Here is a 16,793-nt window from a genome sequence, read left to right as displayed (position 1 = left end):
CGTGGCGGGTGGGCAAGACTTAGGACCCCGGCCCTCTGGGATCAATATGGCCGGCAATCGCCCCCCATGGACGGTCAGTCAACCGGCACCCGCAAGGATGGGAACGCGTCCGGCGCCGGCGAGCGCCCGCGTCGGGTCGCCCATCTCAGATCGCCCGTCTCAGATCGCCTTGAAGGCCAGCACGGCATTGGTGCCGCCGAAGGCAAAACTGTTGCTCAGCGCTGCGCGCACCTTGCGCTCGCGCGCCACATTCGGCGTCACGTCGAGATCGCATTCAGGGTCTGGCTCGCGGAAATTGACAGTCGGCGGCACGATGGCGTCGCGGATCGCCATGACGCAGGCGATCATCTCCAGCCCGCCCGAGGCGCCAAGGCAATGCGCATGCATCGACTTGGTCGAGGAGACCGAGAGTGCGCTCACGTGCTCGCCGAAGACGCGTTTGATCGCCGCGGTCTCGATCTGGTCGTTGGCCTTGGTGCCGGTGCCATGCGCATTGAGATAGTCGACGTCCTCGGGATTGAGCCCTGCATCCACCAGGCAGAAGCGCATCGCCGCTTCCGGTCCCTCGACGGTCGGCGCGACGATGTCGGAGGCATCGGCCGAGAGGCCCGCGCCGGCGATCTCGGCAAGGATAGTGGCGCCGCGCGCCATTGCGTGGTCGTAGCTTTCCAGCACCGCCATACCGGCGCCTTCGCCGAGCGACAGGCCCTGGCGGTCGGCAGAGAACGGCCGGCAGGTGTCGGGCGAGAGCACGCGCAGCGCCTCCCAGCCCTTGAGCACGCCCCAGACCAGCGGCGCCTCGGTGCCGCCGGCGACCATGACGTCGGCGCGGCCGAGCCGAATCTGGTCGACGGCCGAGGCGATGGCATGATTGGCCGACGCGCAGGCCGAAGTGACGCCGAACACGGGTCCGCGCAGGCCGAGACTCATGCTGACCTGGCCGGCGGCCGCGCCCGGCATAACCTTCGGCACGGTGAAGATAGCGGCGCGGTTGCGCCCCTCGATCAGGATCGCGCGGTAATTTTCCTCGATCGTCTCGAAGCCGGCGACGCCGACGCCGACAACGGCACCCATCCGATAGGTGTTGTCGGTATGCGCGACGAGTCCGGACTGCCGCATCGCTTCGCGTGCGGCGATCACCGCCAGCAGGCTGAAGCGGTCCATCGACACCACCTGCTTGCGGTCGATGCCGTGATCGGGCAACGCCTTGATTTCGGAACCGACCTTGACCTTCAGGTCATGCAGCGAAGGATTGTCGATCGGGCCGATTGCCGAGCGGCCGGCGCGCATGGCGTCCCAGATCGCCGGCACATCGGTGCCGAGCCCGCATATTCCGCCAATGCCGGTGATGACGACGCGCTTGAGCATGCAGTCAGGCTTTTTTCGCGATCAGTTCGCGAACCGCCTCGACCATGTCGCCGACGTTCTTGAGGTTACTCCAGGCGTCGACCGTGTTCATCTCGATCTCGATGCCGTACTTCTCCTCGAGATCGAAGATGATCTCGGTCAACTCCAGCGAATGGATCCCCAGCGTGTTGAGATCCGTGCTCGGCGTGATTTCTTCGCCGCCAGGTTCGGCATGCGCTTTGATCTTTTCGATGATTTCGGTCGTCAGCTGGTCAGCCATTCGGTTCCTTCCCCTGTCGTTTTCCGACGCCAACTGATCAGCGCCCCCTGTGTCACCGGATTCACAAACGTCGTCGCCCCTTACCTCGCCAGGAATCCGCGTGACCGCTCCAAGGTGGCTCCCTCTATAGAAACCGAAACGATGTCAAGCAACAAGCTATATATCGACAAAGCCGGTGGAGTGCTTAACGTTGGCGCCGTGGACACGATCGACGATATCCTGATTTCGCTGCCTGCCGCGCAACGTGTTGCCGGGCGAGGCAGGCTTTTCTGCGGCAAGAGCGGCGGCAGGACCCGCCTTCAACGTCTCTATCAGGACGGATCGGCGAAGATTCGCATGCCGGCGGTGCAAGGCGACCCGCTCGAGGCCGTGCTGATCAACACGGCCGGTGGGCTGACCGGCGGCGACCGGCTTGGCTGGGAGATCGAGGTCGGCGAGGGCGCCTCGGCATCGATCACCACCCAGGCCTGCGAGAAGATCTATCGCGCCGCATCCGACCGGGCCGAGACGAAGGTCAGCCTCACGGTTGGCGCCGGCGGCCGCATTGCCTGGCTGCCGCAGGAAACCATCGTTTTCAACCGCGCAGCCTTTGCCCGCGCGCTGCATGTCGAGCTGGCGGTCGAGGCCGAGGCGCTGCTCCTGGAGGCGATGCTATTCGGCCGGCTTGCGATGGGCGAACGGACGGTCCTGGGCAATTTCCATGACCGCTGGCGGGTTCGCCAGGGTGGCAGGCTCATCCACGCCGAGGACTTTCGCATCGGCCCGGATATCGCGGCCGGGCTCCAGCGCCAGGCCGTGGCCAGTGGCGCGCTTGCAATTGCAACGATGCTTCTCGTCTCCCCGCGTGCGGAAACCCTGCTGGAGCCTGCCCGCGCGATCATCGGTGATCAGGGTGGCGCCAGTTTCTGGAGCGTCGGGCAATCTGGCAAGCTTCTTGCGAGGCTCACCGCCGGCGACGGCTACCAGCTCCGCAAGCGGCTGGTTCCGCTCGTCGAGCTGCTCAACGGACGGGCTGGCCTGCCCAAATTATGGTCACTTTGACCTTCGACTACTTTGATCGTGAGTACCGAGAAGACGCATGAACCTGACGCCGCGTGAAAAGGACAAGCTGCTGATCGCCATGGCGGCGATCGTGGCGCGCAAGCGAATGGAACGCGGCGTCAAGCTCAACCACCCCGAGGCGATCGCGCTGATCACCGATTTCGTCGTCGAGGGCGCCCGCGACGGCCGCTCGGTGGCCGAGCTGATGGAGGCCGGCGCCCATGTCGTCACGCGGGCCCAGGTCATGGACGGCATTGCCGAGATGATCCACGACGTCCAGGTCGAGGCGACATTTCCCGACGGCACCAAGCTGGTGACCGTGCACGAACCGATCCGGTGAGGAGGATCCGATGCTGGAACTCAGACCCAATTGCGAATGCTGCGACAAGGATCTGCCGCCCGAGGCGGCGGATGCGCTGATCTGCACCTTCGAATGCACCTTCTGCGCCGATTGTGCGCAAGATGTTCTCGGCGGCGTCTGCCCGAACTGCGGCGGCAATTTCGCGCCGCGGCCGATCCGGCCGGCGGCAAAGTTGAAGAAATACCCGGCCTCGACCAAACGCGTGCTCAAGGCCGGGGGCTGCGGCCCCCGCAAGGCCGCCTGAGTCGGCAATTCGAAAAGGACCCGCCCATGACTTCCGCTTCGACGAAACGCACCGCACTTGCCGCGATCCTCTTCCTGGCGGCGGCGATGCCGGCTTACGCCCATGTCGGCGTCGGCACGACCTCGTCCCTCACGGCGGGCTTCATGCACCCGCTGTCGGGCCTCGACCATATGACCGTCATGATCGCGGTCGGCCTGTGGGCGGCGATGAAAGGCGGCAAGGCGGTGTGGGCATGGCCGCTCGCCTTTGTCGGCGTGATGGTGGCGGGCGCAGCACTCGGCATGCTGCAGGTGCCGGTGCCTTTCGTCGAGCCGGGTATCCTCGCTTCGGTCGTTGCCCTCGGGTTGCTGGTGGCGCTGGCGGTCGACCTGCCGGTCTCGGCGGGTGTGGCCATCATCGGCCTGTTCGCCCTGTTCCACGGCCATGCGCATGGCACTGAAGTGCCGGAGAATGCCGGCGGCCTCGAATATATGGCGGGTTTCGCCGTGGCGACGGCGCTTCTTCATGGCATCGGCATCGCGGCCGCGCTCGGACTTGGGCTCCGCTTCCGCGCCCTGGCGCGTCTTGCCGGCGCCGCCTGCGCGACGGTCGGCGCGGGCCTTGCCTTCGGCGTGCTGTGAGGCTGCGATGATCCCCGGCGAAGTCATCACGGCAAAGGGCGACATCGAGCTGAACAAGGGCCTGCCGACGGTGATGCTCAAGGTCGCCAACAGCGGCGACCGTCCGATCCAGGTCGGCAGCCACTATCATTTCTTCGAGACCAATGAGGGCCTGAAATTCGACCGCGAACGCGCCCGCGGCATGCGGCTCGACATCGCCGCCGGCACGGCCATGCGCTTCGAGCCGGGCCAGGAACGTGACGTCACGCTGGTGCCGCTCGGCGGCAGGCGCGAGGTCTATGGATTTCAACAGAAGGTGATGGGCAAGCTGTGAGGCGTGGCGGCGCGCTCAAATCACTTCGGCGGCTTGGCGGCCGCGTAGATGACGACCTTCCCGGGATTGTCGAACTCGACGGCAAGCACGTCCTCGGCCTGCACGCGCCGCGAATCGATGGCGTTGAAGAGCAGGGCGTTCGCTTCGATCTCCTGCCGCAGCTCCGCGACGTCTTCCTGATGCTGCTTTACCTTGTTCTCGATCGCAGGCGGCGGCCCGCCTTCGCTGCGCGCGGCATCCGTCAGGAAAACGATATCGACGGTATCCAGCTTGGTCGTCTTGCGCACGGTGCCGATATTGTCGCGCGTGCGGTCGATGGCGGTGATGACCTTGCCGGCCTCCGTCTTCGACAGCGCCTCCTCCTGCCGCACATCGGAATCGACGATCGTCGCGCCCGGCTTGGTGCTGTCCAGTGGCGGCTTGCCGTCCGCCGGCTGCGCGGGGAACGCTGGGGCGGCGACCACGAGAAGCATGGCCACCACAAGGGCTGGAAAGACAAGGGCTGGAAATCCTGTTCCGGGGCACGGGGCGCTCGCCATCGCTCGCTCCTGGTTGAACTTGTGGGGGGGCGAAAAAGGCGAAACGAGTCTTGTTTGCGGGAGGTTCCGTTCGCGATGATGCTGACGGGCCTGCAACCGGCCCGCCAGCGTTGGTCGTCAGCTCGCCTTCTTGGTGATCAGCGTCAGCGCGCCATTGGGCTGCAGGCTGGCGGCGATCACCTGCGCCGAGCTCATTCCCTTGGCTTCGAGCGCGGACTTCACCTTGGGTGTCGCGTCGATCGATTTGCGCAGGGCCTGCAGGCCGGCGTCGCCGCGTTGGGCGACGATCTGATTGACCTGCGTCTGCGTGTCCTTTGGCAGTTCCGTAATATCGACGATGCTGACGCTCTCGATCGTCGGCGCCTTGGGCGCGGCGGCAGCAGGTGCCGCAGGCGCCGGGCTCGGCTGCGGCGCGGGCTGCTGCGCGCCGGCCGCACCCGCCATCATCAAGCTGGCGGCGGCCGCGAAAAGTATCGTCTTTCGCATGGATATTCCTTCCCTCGGTTTGGAAAACGGTCGTTTTGGGCTGACTCGGTCACCTCAACCGCCAAATGGGATCGGAAGGTGTCGTCGAGCGGGTCATTGCATGACCATTGGATGGCGACAATGTGCGCTCCGCGCCCACACAAACTCGCTTTTGGGAGCAATCGCTGATGGCAAGAATTTCCCGTGCCGCCTATGCGCAGATGTACGGCCCCACGGTCGGCGACAAGGTGCGGCTTGCCGACACCCAGCTCTTTATCGAGGTCGAGAAGGATTTTACCGTCCATGGCGAGGAAGTGAAATTCGGCGGCGGCAAGGTCATCCGCGACGGCATGGGCCAGAGCCAGGTATCTAGGGCGGGCGGCGCCGTCGACACCGTCATCACCAACGCGCTGGTCGTCGACGCGCTCGCCGGGATCGTCAAGGCCGATATCGGCCTGAAGGACGGTCGCATCGCCGCGATCGGCAAGGCAGGCAATCCGGACACCCAGGATGGCGTCACCATCATCATCGGTCCGGGCACCGAGATCATCGCCGGCGAAGGCAAGATCCTGACGGCCGGCGGCTTCGACGCGCATATCCACTTCATCTGCCCGCAGCAGATCGAGGAAGCGCTGATGAGCGGCATCACCACGATGCTCGGCGGCGGCACCGGTCCGGCGCATGGCACCTTGGCCACCACCTGCACGCCCGGCCCCTGGCACATGGCGCGCATGATCCAGTCTTTCGACGCTTTCCCGATGAATATCGGGCTGTCCGGCAAGGGCAATGCCTCAAAGCCGGCAGCGCTGGAGGAAATGGTGCTCGCCGGCGCCTGCTCGCTGAAGCTGCATGAGGATTGGGGCACGACGCCGGCCGCGATCGACTGCTGCCTTTCGGTCGCCGACGACTATGACGTGCAGGTGATGATCCACACCGACACGCTGAATGAGTCCGGGTTTGTCGAGAACACGGTTGCAGCGATCAAGGGCCGCACCATTCACGCCTTTCATACCGAGGGCGCCGGCGGCGGCCATGCGCCCGATATCATCAAGGTCTGCGGCCTGCCCAACGTCATCCCGTCATCGACCAACCCGACGCGGCCTTACACGGTCAACACCCTGGCCGAGCATCTCGACATGCTGATGGTTTGCCATCATTTGTCGCCGTCGATTCCCGAGGACATCGCCTTTGCCGAAAGCCGCATCCGCAAGGAGACGATCGCGGCCGAGGACATCCTGCACGACATCGGCGCCTTCTCGATCATCTCCTCCGACAGCCAGGCCATGGGCCGCGTCGGCGAAGTGGGCATCCGCTGCTGGCAGACCGCCGACAAGATGAAGCGCCAGCGCGGCGCGCTGGCTGAGGAGACGGGCGACAACGACAATTTCCGGGTTCGCCGCTATATCGCCAAATACACCATCAACCCGGCGATCGCGCATGGCCTGTCGAAGGAGATCGGCTCCGTGACGGCCGGGAAACGCGCTGATCTCGTGCTGTGGAACCCGGCCTTCTTCGGCGTGAAGCCGGAGATGGTGCTGGTAGGCGGCACAATCGCCGCCGCCCCGATGGGCGATCCCAACGCATCGATCCCGACGCCGCAGCCGATGCACTACCGGCCGATGTTCGGCGCCTACGGCAAGGCGCTGACCAACTCCTCGGTCACCTTCGTCTCCAAGGCGGCTTTTGATGCCGGCTTGCAGGGCAGGCTTGGCGTAGAGAAGGCGGTGGTCGCGGTCGAGAACACGCGCGGCGGCATCGGCAAGCATTCGATGGTGCTCAACGACGCCACGCCGCATGTCGAGGTCGACCCTGAAACCTATGAGGTGCGCGCCGACGGCGAGCTCTTGACTTGCGAGCCGGCGACGGTGCTGCCGATGGCGCAGCGGTATTTTCTGTTTTAGCTACCGGATTTCATTCCTGCGGCTCTTCGACCTCATCGCCTGATCGTCATTGGGCTGATGGCTTGGATGGTCTAGGCTCCGGGAAAAGGCAGGATTCGAACCATGTACAAGGCCGTCGGATCACGAGGTTCCCGGGTCAGCCGCGTGCTCTGGATGCTCGAGGAGCTCGGGCAATCCTATGAGTTCGTAGAGGTGAAGCTGCGCTCGCCCGAGACCTATGCGCTGAACCCTTCCGGCAAGGTGCCGATCCTGATCGACGGCGAGCTGACGATCACTGATTCGGCGGCGATCTGCGTCTATCTGGCGCACAAGCATGCCGATAAGGGAATGGGCGCCGATCCCGGGCTCGCCGGCCGCGCCGAGTTGGATTCTTGGATGCATTTCGCGCAGAGCGAGTTCGAGGCGCCGCTCTGGAACAAATTGCGCCACCGCTTCATCCTGCCCAGGGAGCTGTGCGTCGATGTCGGCCCTGCCGCCGCCCATGATTTCGCTTCGGAAGTCAAGGCACTAGACCGCCGGCTCGGCGACAAGCCTTTTGCGCTCGGCGACCGCTTTTCCGCCGTCGACGTTCTGCTCGGCGATATGGGTGGTTGGGCGCGCGCCGGCCGGTTCTCGGTCGACTCAGATCGCGTCAACGCCTATTTCGATCGCGTGCTGTCGCGACCCGCCCGGGCGCGGGCGCAAGCCAATGGCGGAGCCATGAAATGAAGCTCAACATCAACACCGATTTCACCAAATTTCCGCGCGCCGTCTCGGTGCTCCCGGCCGGCGAGGGCGGAGCGGCGACACCTTTCGACAAGGCCATCTTGCCGCATGACGAGCGGCATTTGCGCCGTCGCGCCATCGAAACCGACGGCGGCGACAGGCTGTTGGTCGATCTGCCCGAGCCGGTGGCTCTCGGCAATGGCGACCGGCTGGTGCTGGAGGACGGCCGCCAGCTCGAGATCGTCGCCGCGCCCGAAGAGGTCTACGACATCCGCGCCCGCGACACCGTGCATCTCACCGAGCTTGCCTGGCATATCGGCAACCGCCACCTCGCGGCGGCAATCGAGGCGGACCGTATCCTCATCCTGCGCGACCATGTCATCAAGGCGATGCTGGAAGGGCTCGGCGCCACGGTCAGCGAGGTGCTGGAACCGTTCAGTCCCGTGCGCGGCGCCTATTCCGGACATGGCCACGACCATGGCCATGCGCATGATCATCACGGCCACGACCATCACGATCATGATCACGCGCATGGCCATCATGACCACGACCACGATCACCACCATCACCATGACTGACCAGCCGTCCGGTACCGCACTGCTGCGGCTGATGGCCTGGCTGTCGCCGTCCTTTCCGGTCGGCGGCTTCTCCTACAGTCATGGCCTCGAAAGGGCCGTGCATGACGGACTTGTCGCCGATCGCCGGGATCTCGCCGAGTGGCTGGAGACGCTGGTCGAGATGGGCTCGGGCTGGAACGATGCGGTGCTCTTTGCCGAAAGCTGGCGGCGCGCGCATGACGGCGGCGATATCGCGGAAGTCGCCGCGCTTGCCGAGGCGCTTGCCGGATCGCAGCAGCGTCACATGGAAACCATGCTCCAAGGCGCCGCCTTCCAAAAAGCCGCCTCTGCCTGGCCTTGTCATGCGCTCGAGCGCCTGCCTGCGGATTGCCCCTATTGCGTCGCTGTCGGCGCGATCGCTGGCAGCGATGGCATCGGCTTGGCGGACGCGCTGTCGGCCTTCCTGCAGGCCTTCTTCTCCAACCTCGTGCAGGCCGCTATCCGGCTCGGCGTTGTAGGACAGGTCGATGCCACCGCTTTGTTAGCCGGCTTCGAACCGTTGGCGCTCGCGACAGCTGCTCGCGCCGCGAACTCCACGCTCGATGACCTCGGCGGCTCGGCCTTGATATCCGACATTGCGGCGATGAAGCACGAAACCCAATATTCGCGTCTGTTCCGCTCATGATCATACTTGCCTTTGTCCTCTCCCTCATCCTGCTGCTGATCACCACGCTGCATGTCTATTGGGGCATAGGCGGCATCTGGCCGGGAAAGGACGCGAAATCCTGCGCCCGTGCCGTCGTCGGCTTTCGCGGCGTCGACGACATGCCCTCGCCCGTCGCGAGCTTTGCCGTCGCCGCGTGCCTGGCGCTTGCGACGCTATGGCCGCTGGCCCTTGAAGGCGTCTTCGCCTCGCCCTTTCCCAGGCAGGGCCTTGCCGCTACCGCGCTGCTCTTCGGCATCGTCTTCTTCGGGCGAGGCATCGCCGGCTTCACGCCTTGGTGGCGCGGGCTGACGCCGGAGCAGCCTTTCGCACGGCTCGACCAGCGCCTCTACTCGCCGCTCTGCCTGTTGATCGGGCTGGGCTTCGCAATCCTCGCCATCACGGAGTTTCCGGCATGAGCCAAGCCAATGGTCCCCTGCGCATCGGTATCGGCGGTCCCGTCGGTTCCGGCAAGACGACGCTCACCGAAAAGCTCTGCAAGGCACTGCGCGACAGGTTCTCGATCGCCGTCGTCACCAACGACATCTACACCAAGGAAGACGCCATGATGCTGGCGCGCCTGCAGGCGCTGCCGGAGGAGCGCATCGTCGGCGTGGAGACCGGCGGCTGTCCGCACACGGCCATCCGCGAGGACGCCTCGATCAACCTGCGGGCGATCGCCGAGTTGAACCGCAAATTCCCCGACCTCGACATCGTCTTCATCGAATCCGGCGGCGACAATCTCGCCGCCACCTTCTCGCCGGACCTTGCCGATCTGACCCTCTATGTCATTTCGGTCTGCCAGGGCGAGGAGATACCGCGCAAGGGCGGCCCGGCCATCACCCGCTCAGACTTCCTCGTCATCAACAAGAGCGATCTGGCGCCCTATGTGAACGTCAACCTCGACGTCATGGAGGCGGATACCGCCCGCATGCGCGGCAAGCGGCCTTTCGGCTTCACCGATCTGTCGCGCGGCAAAGGCCTGCAGGAAGTGCTCGAGTTCATCGTCGAGCTGGGGGGGCTGCAATCGGCACGGCCTGCCGCCTGACCCATCAGTTTGCGGTTGCTGGCAGCCGCCATGCACGGCATGCTCGGCCCAAACCGGAGGATTTTCGATGAGCCTTGCCCGTCTGCAGAAGGAAACGCTGACCAACCTGCCTTATTACGAGGAGCGGGTCGATCTCGCCGCCGCCTTCCGCTGGACGGCGCGGCTCAACATGCATGAGGCGGTCGCCAATCATTTCTCGCTGTCGGTCAACGAGGACGGCACGAAGTTCCTGATGAACCCGAACCAGGTGCATTTCTCGCGTATCAAGGCGAGCGATCTGCTTTTGATCGACGCCAACGATCCCGACACGCTCTCCGGCCCCAACGCGCCCGACCCCACGGCTTGGGGCCTGCACGGCGCCATCCACCGCAACGTGCCGCATGCGCGCTGCGCCATGCACGTGCATTCGATCCACGCCACGGTGCTTGCCTCGCTGGCCGACTCCACCTTGCCGCCGATCGACCAGAACTCGGCCATGTTCTTCAACCGTCATGTCGTGGACCCTCATTATGGCGGGCTGGCCTTCGAAGAGGAGGGCGAGCGCTGCTCGAGACTGCTCGTCGATCCCAAGGTCAAGGTGATGGTCATGGGCAATCACGGCGTGATGGTCATCGGGGATTCTGTCGCCGACACCTTCAATCGCATGTTCTATTTCGAGCGTGCCGCCGAGAACTACATCAAGGCGCTGTGGACCGGTCGGCCGCTGCGCACGCTCTCCGATGAGATCGCGGAAAAGACGGCGAGCGAGATGGACGACTATCCCGGCCAGGCCGAGCGCCACCTTGCGGAGCTGAAGGCAATCCTCGACGAGGAAGAGCCGGTCTACAGGAACTGAGCCCCGCGGTTGTGGGTTGACGCTGGAGGCTTGGCTTTCGCTTATTTTCGAAGCCGGGCGCTGCCCCTCACACTCTCCCCGTGAAGCACGGAGAGAGGGAAATCGCAGCGTCGGAGCGTGTCCCTTCTCCCCGTAGTCACCGGGAGAAGGTGCCGGCAGGCGGATGAGGGGCAGCGTCGAGGCCTGGAAAGTCTATTCAGAGACCCAATTGCGCCCGCAGTTCCTCGGCGCTGTTGATGACGATTGCGCCGGGCGGCCCTTCCATCGGCGCTTCCGGCCAGAAAATCGTCTTCATGCCGGCAGCCAGGCCGGCCATCGCGCCGGTGCGGCTGTCGTCGACCGCGACCGCGTCGGCCGGATCGACGCCGGCGAGATAAGCCGCGCGCAGGAAGGGTTCCGCATGCGGCTTGCCTTGGCGTACGTCGTTTCGGCTCACCGTGTGCATGCCGGGATAGACGAGACCGACCGCGCCGAGATTGGCGTCGACGATCAGCCGGTCGGAATTGGACACCACCGCCTGCTCGACGCCTAGCGCGCGCAATTGGTTGAACACCTCGATCGCGCCGGGCCGCGGCTTGAGCGTCTCGGCCATCGGCAGATAGTGGTCGTATTTGCGCACGATCCAGTCATCGAAGTGCAGGTCGAGGCCGAACTGGTCGCGCAGCATTTCGTAGACCGGCCATGCCGCGACGCCCAGCACGCGTTCGTGCAGGTCGGTCGGCGGCGTGATGCCGACGCTGCGCAAAGCGGCCACAAGTGCTGCCTCGTGCAGCGGCTCGCTGTCGACCAGCGTGCCGTCCATGTCCCAGAAAACCGCTTTCGGCGTCATGCAAGGCTCCTTTTGCCGATCCCTTAATGGGTTTCCGGTCAGAGATAAACCGCTCTCCCGGCAAATGCTTGAAGCGAGTGCGAACAGGGCCAACCTTGGTCGGCAGCGGCGCAAGCAATTGCTCTTTCAACTTGACAATTGCGCAGGGCCGCTTTCGCTGTAATCTAGAGGGCCCGCTATTGTCGGGCTTGGGGAGGCAGAATGTGAACGCGCGACAGGAAACCGGCAGCACCAGGTTGGACGACGCCGCGCGGGCCGGCTGGCTCTACTATGTTGCCGGCAACACCCAGGATCAGATCGCCGCCAAGCTCGGTATTTCCAGGCAGACGGCGCAGCGGCTCGTCTCGCTGGCGATGTCGGAAGGGCTGATCAAGGTCCGCGTCGATCATCCGATCGCCAATTGCCTCGACCTTGCCGCGCGGCTGAAGTCGCGTTTCGCGCTCGATCTCGTCGAGGTGGTGCCGAGCGATCCGACCTCGTCCTCGACGACGATCGGCGTCGCCGAGGCGGCGGCTGCCGAAATCGAGCGGCGGCTGCGCTCCGCCGCCCCCATCGTCATGGCCATCGGCACCGGGCGCACCCTGAAGGCGGCGATCGAGCTGTTGCCGCCGATGGAGTGCCCGCAGCACAAGGTGGTGTCCTTGACCGGCAACATCTCGCCCGACGGCTCGGCCGCCTTCTACAACGTCATCTTCACCATGGCCGATCGGGTCAAGGCGCGCTCCTTCCCGATGCCGCTGCCGGTCATCGCCTCCTCGCCGGAAGAGCGCGACATGCTGCTCAGCCAGCCGATGATCCAGCCGACGCTGGCGCTGGCCGCGGAGGCCGACGTCACATTCGTCGGCATCGGCGATCTCGGCCCGAAGGCGCCGCTCTATGAGGACGGCTTCATCTCAGAGAGGGAACTGAAGGCGCTGCAGAAAGCCGGCGGCGTCGCCGAGATCGTCGGCTGGGTTTTCGACCGCGAAGGCCGCATGATCGAAGGCATCACCAACGACCGCGTTTCGTCCGCCGCCTTGCCGTCACGCGAGAAGTCCTTGGTCATCGCGCTTGCCATGGGCGAGCGCAAGCTGCCGGGCATCCTCGCCGCCGTGAACCGGCGTTTGGTCAACGGCCTCATCACCGACGAACGGACAGCCACCGCCCTGCTCGGCGGCGCGTGATCGTGATGCTGGGCTCGGGCCGAATCTGACGCGACGAGCCGTTGGCGATAAAAAGAAACCCGGCTATTTGTAGCGTCCATGCGGATCGTTGCCATCGAGGAAGCCCATGTCCCGCTGCAGGTGCTCCGACAGTTCTCGGACATCGACATAGCCGCGCCTGCGGCTGGCGAACCACGAGAATTCCCGCGCCAGCAGCGAAATCCATCCATGTATCGGGGTCGAATCGAGTTTTTCCTGCATCGGGGTCATGATCGTCAGCCTTCGCTATGCTTGAACTGGAGTGATCGTCGACCCCAAATATCGGGCTGATCGGCACGTGCTTCCAATCAAACGTCGATCATGACCCATAAAGAGGCCTTATGCCCGATCTGAGCTCCCGGCAGAATGTCCAGCTCCCGCCCCTGCAGGCGATTCGGGTGTTCGAGGCCGTGGCCAGACACCTCTCCTTCACCAAGGCCGCCGAGGAGCTCGGCATGACCCAGGCCGCCGCGAGCTATCAGATCAAGCTTCTGGAAGAGCGCATCGGCGCGCCGCTGTTCCTGCGCCGTCCACGGCAGATCGAGCTGACCGAACCCGGCCAGCGTCTTGCGCCGGCTGTCAGCGAGGCATTCGCGCTGCTGAGCGGCGCCTATGCGGCCGCACGAGCCGGCGCCGACGGCGTGCTTTGCGTTTCCACCCTGCTCACCTTCGCCTCGAACTGGCTGGCGCAGCATCTGGGATCCTTTCAGGTCGCGCACCCCTCGCTTGCCGTGCGCGTCGACACCTCGAACCGAGTCGTCGATTTCTCGCGCGAGGACGTCGACATCGCCATCCGCTCCGGCGGCGGCAAGTGGCCGGGCGTGGAAACGCATATGCTGTTCAGGGCCGACTTCACCCCGGTGCTCAGCCCCAGGCTTGCGGCGAGCATCGGCGGCGTCAAGGAGCCGGCCGACCTGCTCAAGCTCCCCATCCTCGATCCCGGCGACATCTGGTGGCAGGAATGGTTCGCGCTCGCCGGTCTGCCCGCGGAGGAACTCGCCAGCCGTCCCGGCACCAGCATGGGCGCGCAGGCCTATGAGGCCAATGCCGCGATGGCCGGGCAAGGTGTTGCGATCGTCACCAGCGCCCTGTTCAAGAACGAGCTTGCCGACGGCCGGCTGATCCAGCCCTTCGACCTCGTCGGCGACGACGGCCACGCCTACTGGCTGGTCTATCCCACTGCCCGGCGCAACGTGCCGAAGATCCGCGCCTTCCGCGATTGGATTCTCGCCGAGATCGCCTGTCAGTAGGCCGGCATCACAGCCTGCCGTCTCCGCTACGCATCGCCCAGACGGGCGCGACATCGATTTGTGCTGCGCTGCAGCATCGATTCCGGCTTGACATAATTCACACTTAGTGAGTAATTGCCCACAACCAAGGCAAATGCTCATCTTGGTTTTAGGGAGGAATTGATGAAACTTCGCACGCTCACCCTGGGCCTGTTGTCGGCCAGCGCCCTTGTATTTGCCGCGCATGCCGAATCCATCACCATCGCCACCGTCAACAATGGCGACATGGTCCGCATGCAGAAGCTGACGGACGACTTCACGAAGGCCAATCCCGACATCCAGCTCAACTGGGTCACGCTCGAAGAGAACGTGCTGCGCGAGCGCGTCACCACCGACATCGCCACCAAGGGTGGCCAGTACGACGTCTTGACCATCGGCACTTACGAGGTTCCGATCTGGGCCAAGCAGAGCTGGCTCTTGCCGCTCGAGAAGCTCGGCGACGACTACGACGTCAAGGACATCATCCCGGCCATTGCCGGCGGCCTTTCGGTCGACGGCAAGCTCTATGCCGCGCCGTTCTACGGCGAGAGCTCCTTCGTCATGTACCGCAAGGACCTGATGGAGAAGGCGGGGCTCAAAATGCCCGACGCGCCGACCTGGGACTTCATCAAGGAGGCCGCCGACAAGATGACCGATCGGGCCAATGGCGTGAACGGCATCTGCCTGCGCGGCAAGGCCGGCTGGGGCGAGAACATGGCCTTCCTGACCGCCATGTCGAACTCCTTCGGCGCCCGCTGGTTCGATGAGAACTGGAAGCCGCAATTCGACCAGCCGGAATGGAAGAACACGCTGCAGTTCTATGTCGACCTGATGAAGGCAGATGGTCCTGAGGGCGCGTCCTCCAACGGCTTCAACGAGAATCTTGCGCTGTTCCAGCAGGGCAAGTGCGGCATGTGGATCGATGCCACCGTCGCCGCGTCCTTCGTCTCCGACCCGAAGGCCTCGCAGGTCGCCGACAAGGTCGGCTATGCGCTGGCGCCCGACAAGGGTCTCGGCAAGCGCGGCAACTGGCTGTGGGCATGGTCTCTCGCAATCCCCGCCGGCACCAAGAAGGCCGACGCCGCCGAGAAGTTCGTCTCCTGGGCGACCTCGAAGCACTACCTCGAACTGGTGGCTTCGAAGGAAGGCTGGGCCAACGTTCCGCCCGGAACGCGGACCTCGCTCTACAACAATCCGGAGTACCAGAAGGCAGCGCCCTTCGCGAAGATGACGCTGGACTCCATCAATGCCGCCGACCCGACGCATCCGACCGTCAAGCCGGTGCCCTATGTCGGCGTGCAGTTCGTGGCCATCCCGGAATTCCAGGGCCTCGGCACCACCGTCGGTCAGCTCTTCTCCGCCGCTCTTGCCGGCCAGTCGAGCGTCGATGATGCGCTGAAGCAGGCCCAGGACGCGGCGACCGCCGCGATGACCGAAGGCGGCTACCTCAAGTAAGGCTCCTCCCGGTGCCGAACGCCGGTAGCGGATCATGACCGGCATAGGCCGCCCGAAACCCAGTTCGGGCGGCCACCTTTGCAATCAGGAATTCTGGCACAAGTCTAAAATCCGGCTGACCTTGGGAGGGTGACCGTCATGGCTACTCAGCAAACCCGTTCGCTTGCCCGTTTCATGATGGCGCCGTCGGTGATCCTGCTGTTCGTCTGGATGATCGTGCCACTGGTCTTTACGCTGTGGTTCTCGTTCCTCCAGTACAACCCGCTCAATCCGATCCGCGATGGGTTCGTCTGGTTCGCCAATTACAAGCTCTTCTATTCCAACCCCGCCTTCCTGCAGTCGATCCTCAACACATTGACCATCGTCGTCAGTGTCCTGGTCATCACCGTGATCGGCGGCATCCTTTTGGCGCTGCTGCTCGACCAGCCGATCTGGGGTCAGGGCTTCGTGCGCATCCTGGTCATCTCGCCGTTCTTCGTCATGCCGCCGGTGGCGGCGCTTGTCTGGAAGAACATGATCATGCACCCGCAATACGGCGTCTTTGCCGATATTGCCCGCTTCTTCGGCGCCAACCCGATCGACTGGTTCGGTCAGCACCCGCTGACCGCCGTCATCCTGATCGTCGCCTGGCAATGGCTGCCCTTCGCGACGCTGATCCTGCTCACCTCGCTCCAATCGCTTGACGGTGAGCAGAAAGAGGCGGCCGAGATGGATGGCGCCGGCTTCCTCAGCCGCTTCTGGTATCTGACGCTGCCGCACATGTCGCGCGCCATCACCGTCGTCATCCTGATCCAGACCATCTTCCTGCTCTCGGTCTATGCCGAGATCCTGGTCACCACCAATGGCGGTCCCGGCTACGCCTCCACCAACCTGCCGTTCCTCGTCTACCAGAAGGCGCTCTTGGAATTCAAAATCGGCCAGGCGTCGGCAGGCGGCGTCATCGCGGTCATTCTCGCCAACATCGTCGCCTTCTTCGTCATGCGCGCGGTCGGCAGGAACCTGGACAAGTAGGGGCAAGACGATGCCACTTGCGCTGAACCACCCCCACTCCGTCCCGCTGCGCGGGACACCTCTCCCCCTGCCCGGGGGAGAGGAAACGCC

At 64.5% G+C, this 16,793-nt stretch carries 22 protein-coding genes; 16 read left to right on the top strand and 6 right to left on the bottom strand.

From position 1 onward, the window contains the following. Positions 1-159: 159 nt before the first annotated feature. Together P9217_RS10035 and P9217_RS10030 are read right to left on the bottom strand one after the other, a co-directional pair. Complete coding sequence (locus P9217_RS10035; RefSeq protein ID WP_278086088.1) at positions 160-1,368, bottom strand: beta-ketoacyl-[acyl-carrier-protein] synthase family protein; 1,209 nt, start codon at positions 1,366-1,368, stop codon at positions 160-162. Positions 1,369-1,372: 4 nt separating this feature from the next. After that, positions 1,373-1,627, bottom strand: a complete 255-nt coding sequence (locus P9217_RS10030) for an acyl carrier protein (protein ID WP_040975089.1) — start codon at positions 1,625-1,627, stop codon at positions 1,373-1,375. Positions 1,628-1,825: 198 nt separating this feature from the next. Here P9217_RS10030 and P9217_RS10025 point away from each other — a divergent pair, with 198 nt between their 5' ends. The 5 genes from P9217_RS10025 to P9217_RS10005 are packed head-to-tail and all read left to right on the top strand — an operon-like array spanning position 1,826 to position 4,206. After that, positions 1,826-2,668 (top strand): urease accessory protein UreD, encoded by an 843-nt coding sequence (locus tag P9217_RS10025; RefSeq protein WP_278086926.1) that lies wholly within the window; start codon positions 1,826-1,828, stop codon positions 2,666-2,668. A 37-nt stretch (positions 2,669-2,705) separates the two neighbouring features. Beyond that, positions 2,706-3,008, top strand: coding sequence for an urease subunit gamma (locus P9217_RS10020; protein WP_066999125.1), 303 nt, complete (start codon positions 2,706-2,708; stop codon positions 3,006-3,008). 10 nt (positions 3,009-3,018) lie between these two features. Next, entirely contained in the window at positions 3,019-3,273 is a 255-nt protein-coding gene (locus P9217_RS10015) for a DUF1272 domain-containing protein (protein ID WP_066999128.1), read from the top strand. Between the two features lie 26 nt (positions 3,274-3,299). Next, positions 3,300-3,893, top strand: a complete 594-nt coding sequence (locus P9217_RS10010; protein ID WP_278086089.1) for a HupE/UreJ family protein — start codon at positions 3,300-3,302, stop codon at positions 3,891-3,893. Positions 3,894-3,900: 7 nt separating this feature from the next. Continuing rightward, positions 3,901-4,206, top strand: coding sequence for an urease subunit beta (locus P9217_RS10005; protein ID WP_127247901.1), 306 nt, complete (start codon positions 3,901-3,903; stop codon positions 4,204-4,206). 20 nt (positions 4,207-4,226) lie between these two features. Here the strand turns inward: P9217_RS10005 and P9217_RS10000 are convergent, their stop codons facing one another. Together P9217_RS10000 and P9217_RS09995 are read right to left on the bottom strand one after the other, a co-directional pair. Continuing rightward, positions 4,227-4,745 carry a hypothetical protein gene (locus tag P9217_RS10000; protein WP_245299678.1) on the bottom strand — a complete coding sequence of 173 codons (519 nt, stop codon included), beginning with the start codon at positions 4,743-4,745 and terminating at the stop codon, positions 4,227-4,229. A 117-nt stretch (positions 4,746-4,862) separates the two neighbouring features. Then, entirely contained in the window at positions 4,863-5,231 is a 369-nt protein-coding gene (locus P9217_RS09995; RefSeq protein WP_278086090.1) for a hypothetical protein, read from the bottom strand. 164 nt (positions 5,232-5,395) lie between these two features. On the opposite strand from P9217_RS09995, the gene ureC reads away from it, so the two are divergent. From ureC to P9217_RS09960, 7 genes are all read left to right on the top strand, one after another. Further along, positions 5,396-7,111, top strand: coding sequence for an urease subunit alpha (gene ureC / locus P9217_RS09990; protein ID WP_278086927.1), 1,716 nt, complete (start codon positions 5,396-5,398; stop codon positions 7,109-7,111). Between the two features lie 102 nt (positions 7,112-7,213). After that, a complete protein-coding gene (locus tag P9217_RS09985) occupies positions 7,214-7,819 on the top strand; it encodes a glutathione S-transferase family protein (RefSeq protein ID WP_278086091.1) in 606 nt (201 codons plus the stop codon). After that, positions 7,816-8,394, top strand: a complete 579-nt coding sequence (ureE, locus tag P9217_RS09980) for an urease accessory protein UreE (protein ID WP_278086092.1) — start codon at positions 7,816-7,818, stop codon at positions 8,392-8,394. The genes P9217_RS09985 and ureE overlap by 4 nt, the downstream gene beginning before the upstream one ends. Further along, positions 8,387-9,058 (top strand): urease accessory protein UreF, encoded by a 672-nt coding sequence (locus P9217_RS09975; protein ID WP_278086928.1) that lies wholly within the window; start codon positions 8,387-8,389, stop codon positions 9,056-9,058. Before ureE ends, P9217_RS09975 begins: the two co-directional genes overlap by 8 nt. Further along, a complete protein-coding gene (locus P9217_RS09970) occupies positions 9,055-9,495 on the top strand; it encodes a DUF3995 domain-containing protein (protein WP_127247898.1) in 441 nt (146 codons plus the stop codon). The genes P9217_RS09975 and P9217_RS09970 overlap by 4 nt, the downstream gene beginning before the upstream one ends. Then, a complete protein-coding gene (gene ureG / locus P9217_RS09965) occupies positions 9,492-10,124 on the top strand; it encodes an urease accessory protein UreG (protein WP_278086093.1) in 633 nt (210 codons plus the stop codon). Before P9217_RS09970 ends, ureG begins: the two co-directional genes overlap by 4 nt. Positions 10,125-10,191: 67 nt before the next feature. Next, complete coding sequence (locus P9217_RS09960; RefSeq protein ID WP_278086094.1) at positions 10,192-10,959, top strand: class II aldolase and adducin N-terminal domain-containing protein; 768 nt, start codon at positions 10,192-10,194, stop codon at positions 10,957-10,959. A 196-nt stretch (positions 10,960-11,155) separates the two neighbouring features. On the opposite strand, the gene P9217_RS09955 is transcribed toward P9217_RS09960, so the two are convergent. After that, a complete protein-coding gene (locus P9217_RS09955) occupies positions 11,156-11,788 on the bottom strand; it encodes an HAD family phosphatase (protein ID WP_066999155.1) in 633 nt (210 codons plus the stop codon). Positions 11,789-11,991: 203 nt separating this feature from the next. Between P9217_RS09955 and P9217_RS09950 the strand changes: the two genes are divergently transcribed. Then, the gene (locus P9217_RS09950) at positions 11,992-12,951 is read left to right on the top strand and encodes a sugar-binding transcriptional regulator (RefSeq protein WP_278086095.1); all 960 of its coding nucleotides are present in this window, start codon (positions 11,992-11,994) and stop codon (positions 12,949-12,951) included. A gap of 63 nt (positions 12,952-13,014) precedes the next feature. Here P9217_RS09950 and P9217_RS09945 read toward each other — a convergent pair whose 3' ends face one another. Next, positions 13,015-13,200: a hypothetical protein gene (locus tag P9217_RS09945; protein ID WP_095782167.1), complete on the bottom strand. Its 186-nt coding sequence runs from the start codon at positions 13,198-13,200 to the stop codon at positions 13,015-13,017. 110 nt (positions 13,201-13,310) lie between these two features. On the opposite strand from P9217_RS09945, the gene gcvA reads away from it, so the two are divergent. The 3 genes from gcvA (at position 13,311) to P9217_RS09930 (ending at position 16,703) form a co-directional block, all read left to right on the top strand. Continuing rightward, positions 13,311-14,219 (top strand): transcriptional regulator GcvA, encoded by a 909-nt coding sequence (gene gcvA, locus P9217_RS09940; RefSeq protein ID WP_278086096.1) that lies wholly within the window; start codon positions 13,311-13,313, stop codon positions 14,217-14,219. A gap of 162 nt (positions 14,220-14,381) precedes the next feature. After that, positions 14,382-15,692, top strand: coding sequence for a sugar ABC transporter substrate-binding protein (locus tag P9217_RS09935; RefSeq protein WP_278086097.1), 1,311 nt, complete (start codon positions 14,382-14,384; stop codon positions 15,690-15,692). Positions 15,693-15,830: 138 nt separating this feature from the next. Beyond that, positions 15,831-16,703 (top strand): sugar ABC transporter permease, encoded by an 873-nt coding sequence (locus P9217_RS09930; protein ID WP_127404037.1) that lies wholly within the window; start codon positions 15,831-15,833, stop codon positions 16,701-16,703. The last annotated feature ends 90 nt before the right edge of the window (positions 16,704-16,793 follow it).

Source organism: Mesorhizobium sp. WSM4989 (assembly GCF_029625795.1).
Lineage (GTDB): Bacteria > Pseudomonadota > Alphaproteobacteria > Rhizobiales > Rhizobiaceae > Mesorhizobium.
This window is presented reverse-complemented; position numbering and strand designations above follow the sequence as displayed.

Coding starts and splice junctions, on each gene's coding strand:
- P9217_RS09955 (WP_066999155.1), bottom strand. CDS start 11,788: ATGACGCCGAAAGCGGTTTTCTGGGACATGGACGGCACGCTGGTCGAC.
- P9217_RS09975 (WP_278086928.1), top strand. CDS start 8,387: ATGACTGACCAGCCGTCCGGTACCGCACTGCTGCGGCTGATGGCCTGG.
- P9217_RS10010 (WP_278086089.1), top strand. CDS start 3,300: ATGACTTCCGCTTCGACGAAACGCACCGCACTTGCCGCGATCCTCTTC.
- P9217_RS10020 (WP_066999125.1), top strand. CDS start 2,706: ATGAACCTGACGCCGCGTGAAAAGGACAAGCTGCTGATCGCCATGGCG.
- P9217_RS09935 (WP_278086097.1), top strand. CDS start 14,382: ATGAAACTTCGCACGCTCACCCTGGGCCTGTTGTCGGCCAGCGCCCTT.
- P9217_RS09945 (WP_095782167.1), bottom strand. CDS start 13,200: ATGACCCCGATGCAGGAAAAACTCGATTCGACCCCGATACATGGATGG.
- P9217_RS10005 (WP_127247901.1), top strand. CDS start 3,901: ATGATCCCCGGCGAAGTCATCACGGCAAAGGGCGACATCGAGCTGAAC.
- P9217_RS10015 (WP_066999128.1), top strand. CDS start 3,019: ATGCTGGAACTCAGACCCAATTGCGAATGCTGCGACAAGGATCTGCCG.
- P9217_RS09970 (WP_127247898.1), top strand. CDS start 9,055: ATGATCATACTTGCCTTTGTCCTCTCCCTCATCCTGCTGCTGATCACC.
- P9217_RS09995 (WP_278086090.1), bottom strand. CDS start 5,231: ATGCGAAAGACGATACTTTTCGCGGCCGCCGCCAGCTTGATGATGGCG.
- ureE (WP_278086092.1), top strand. CDS start 7,816: ATGAAGCTCAACATCAACACCGATTTCACCAAATTTCCGCGCGCCGTC.
- P9217_RS09930 (WP_127404037.1), top strand. CDS start 15,831: ATGGCTACTCAGCAAACCCGTTCGCTTGCCCGTTTCATGATGGCGCCG.
- P9217_RS09985 (WP_278086091.1), top strand. CDS start 7,214: ATGTACAAGGCCGTCGGATCACGAGGTTCCCGGGTCAGCCGCGTGCTC.
- P9217_RS09960 (WP_278086094.1), top strand. CDS start 10,192: ATGAGCCTTGCCCGTCTGCAGAAGGAAACGCTGACCAACCTGCCTTAT.
- P9217_RS10035 (WP_278086088.1), bottom strand. CDS start 1,368: ATGCTCAAGCGCGTCGTCATCACCGGCATTGGCGGAATATGCGGGCTC.
- P9217_RS10000 (WP_245299678.1), bottom strand. CDS start 4,745: ATGGCGAGCGCCCCGTGCCCCGGAACAGGATTTCCAGCCCTTGTCTTT.
- ureG (WP_278086093.1), top strand. CDS start 9,492: ATGAGCCAAGCCAATGGTCCCCTGCGCATCGGTATCGGCGGTCCCGTC.
- gcvA (WP_278086096.1), top strand. CDS start 13,311: ATGCCCGATCTGAGCTCCCGGCAGAATGTCCAGCTCCCGCCCCTGCAG.
- P9217_RS10030 (WP_040975089.1), bottom strand. CDS start 1,627: ATGGCTGACCAGCTGACGACCGAAATCATCGAAAAGATCAAAGCGCAT.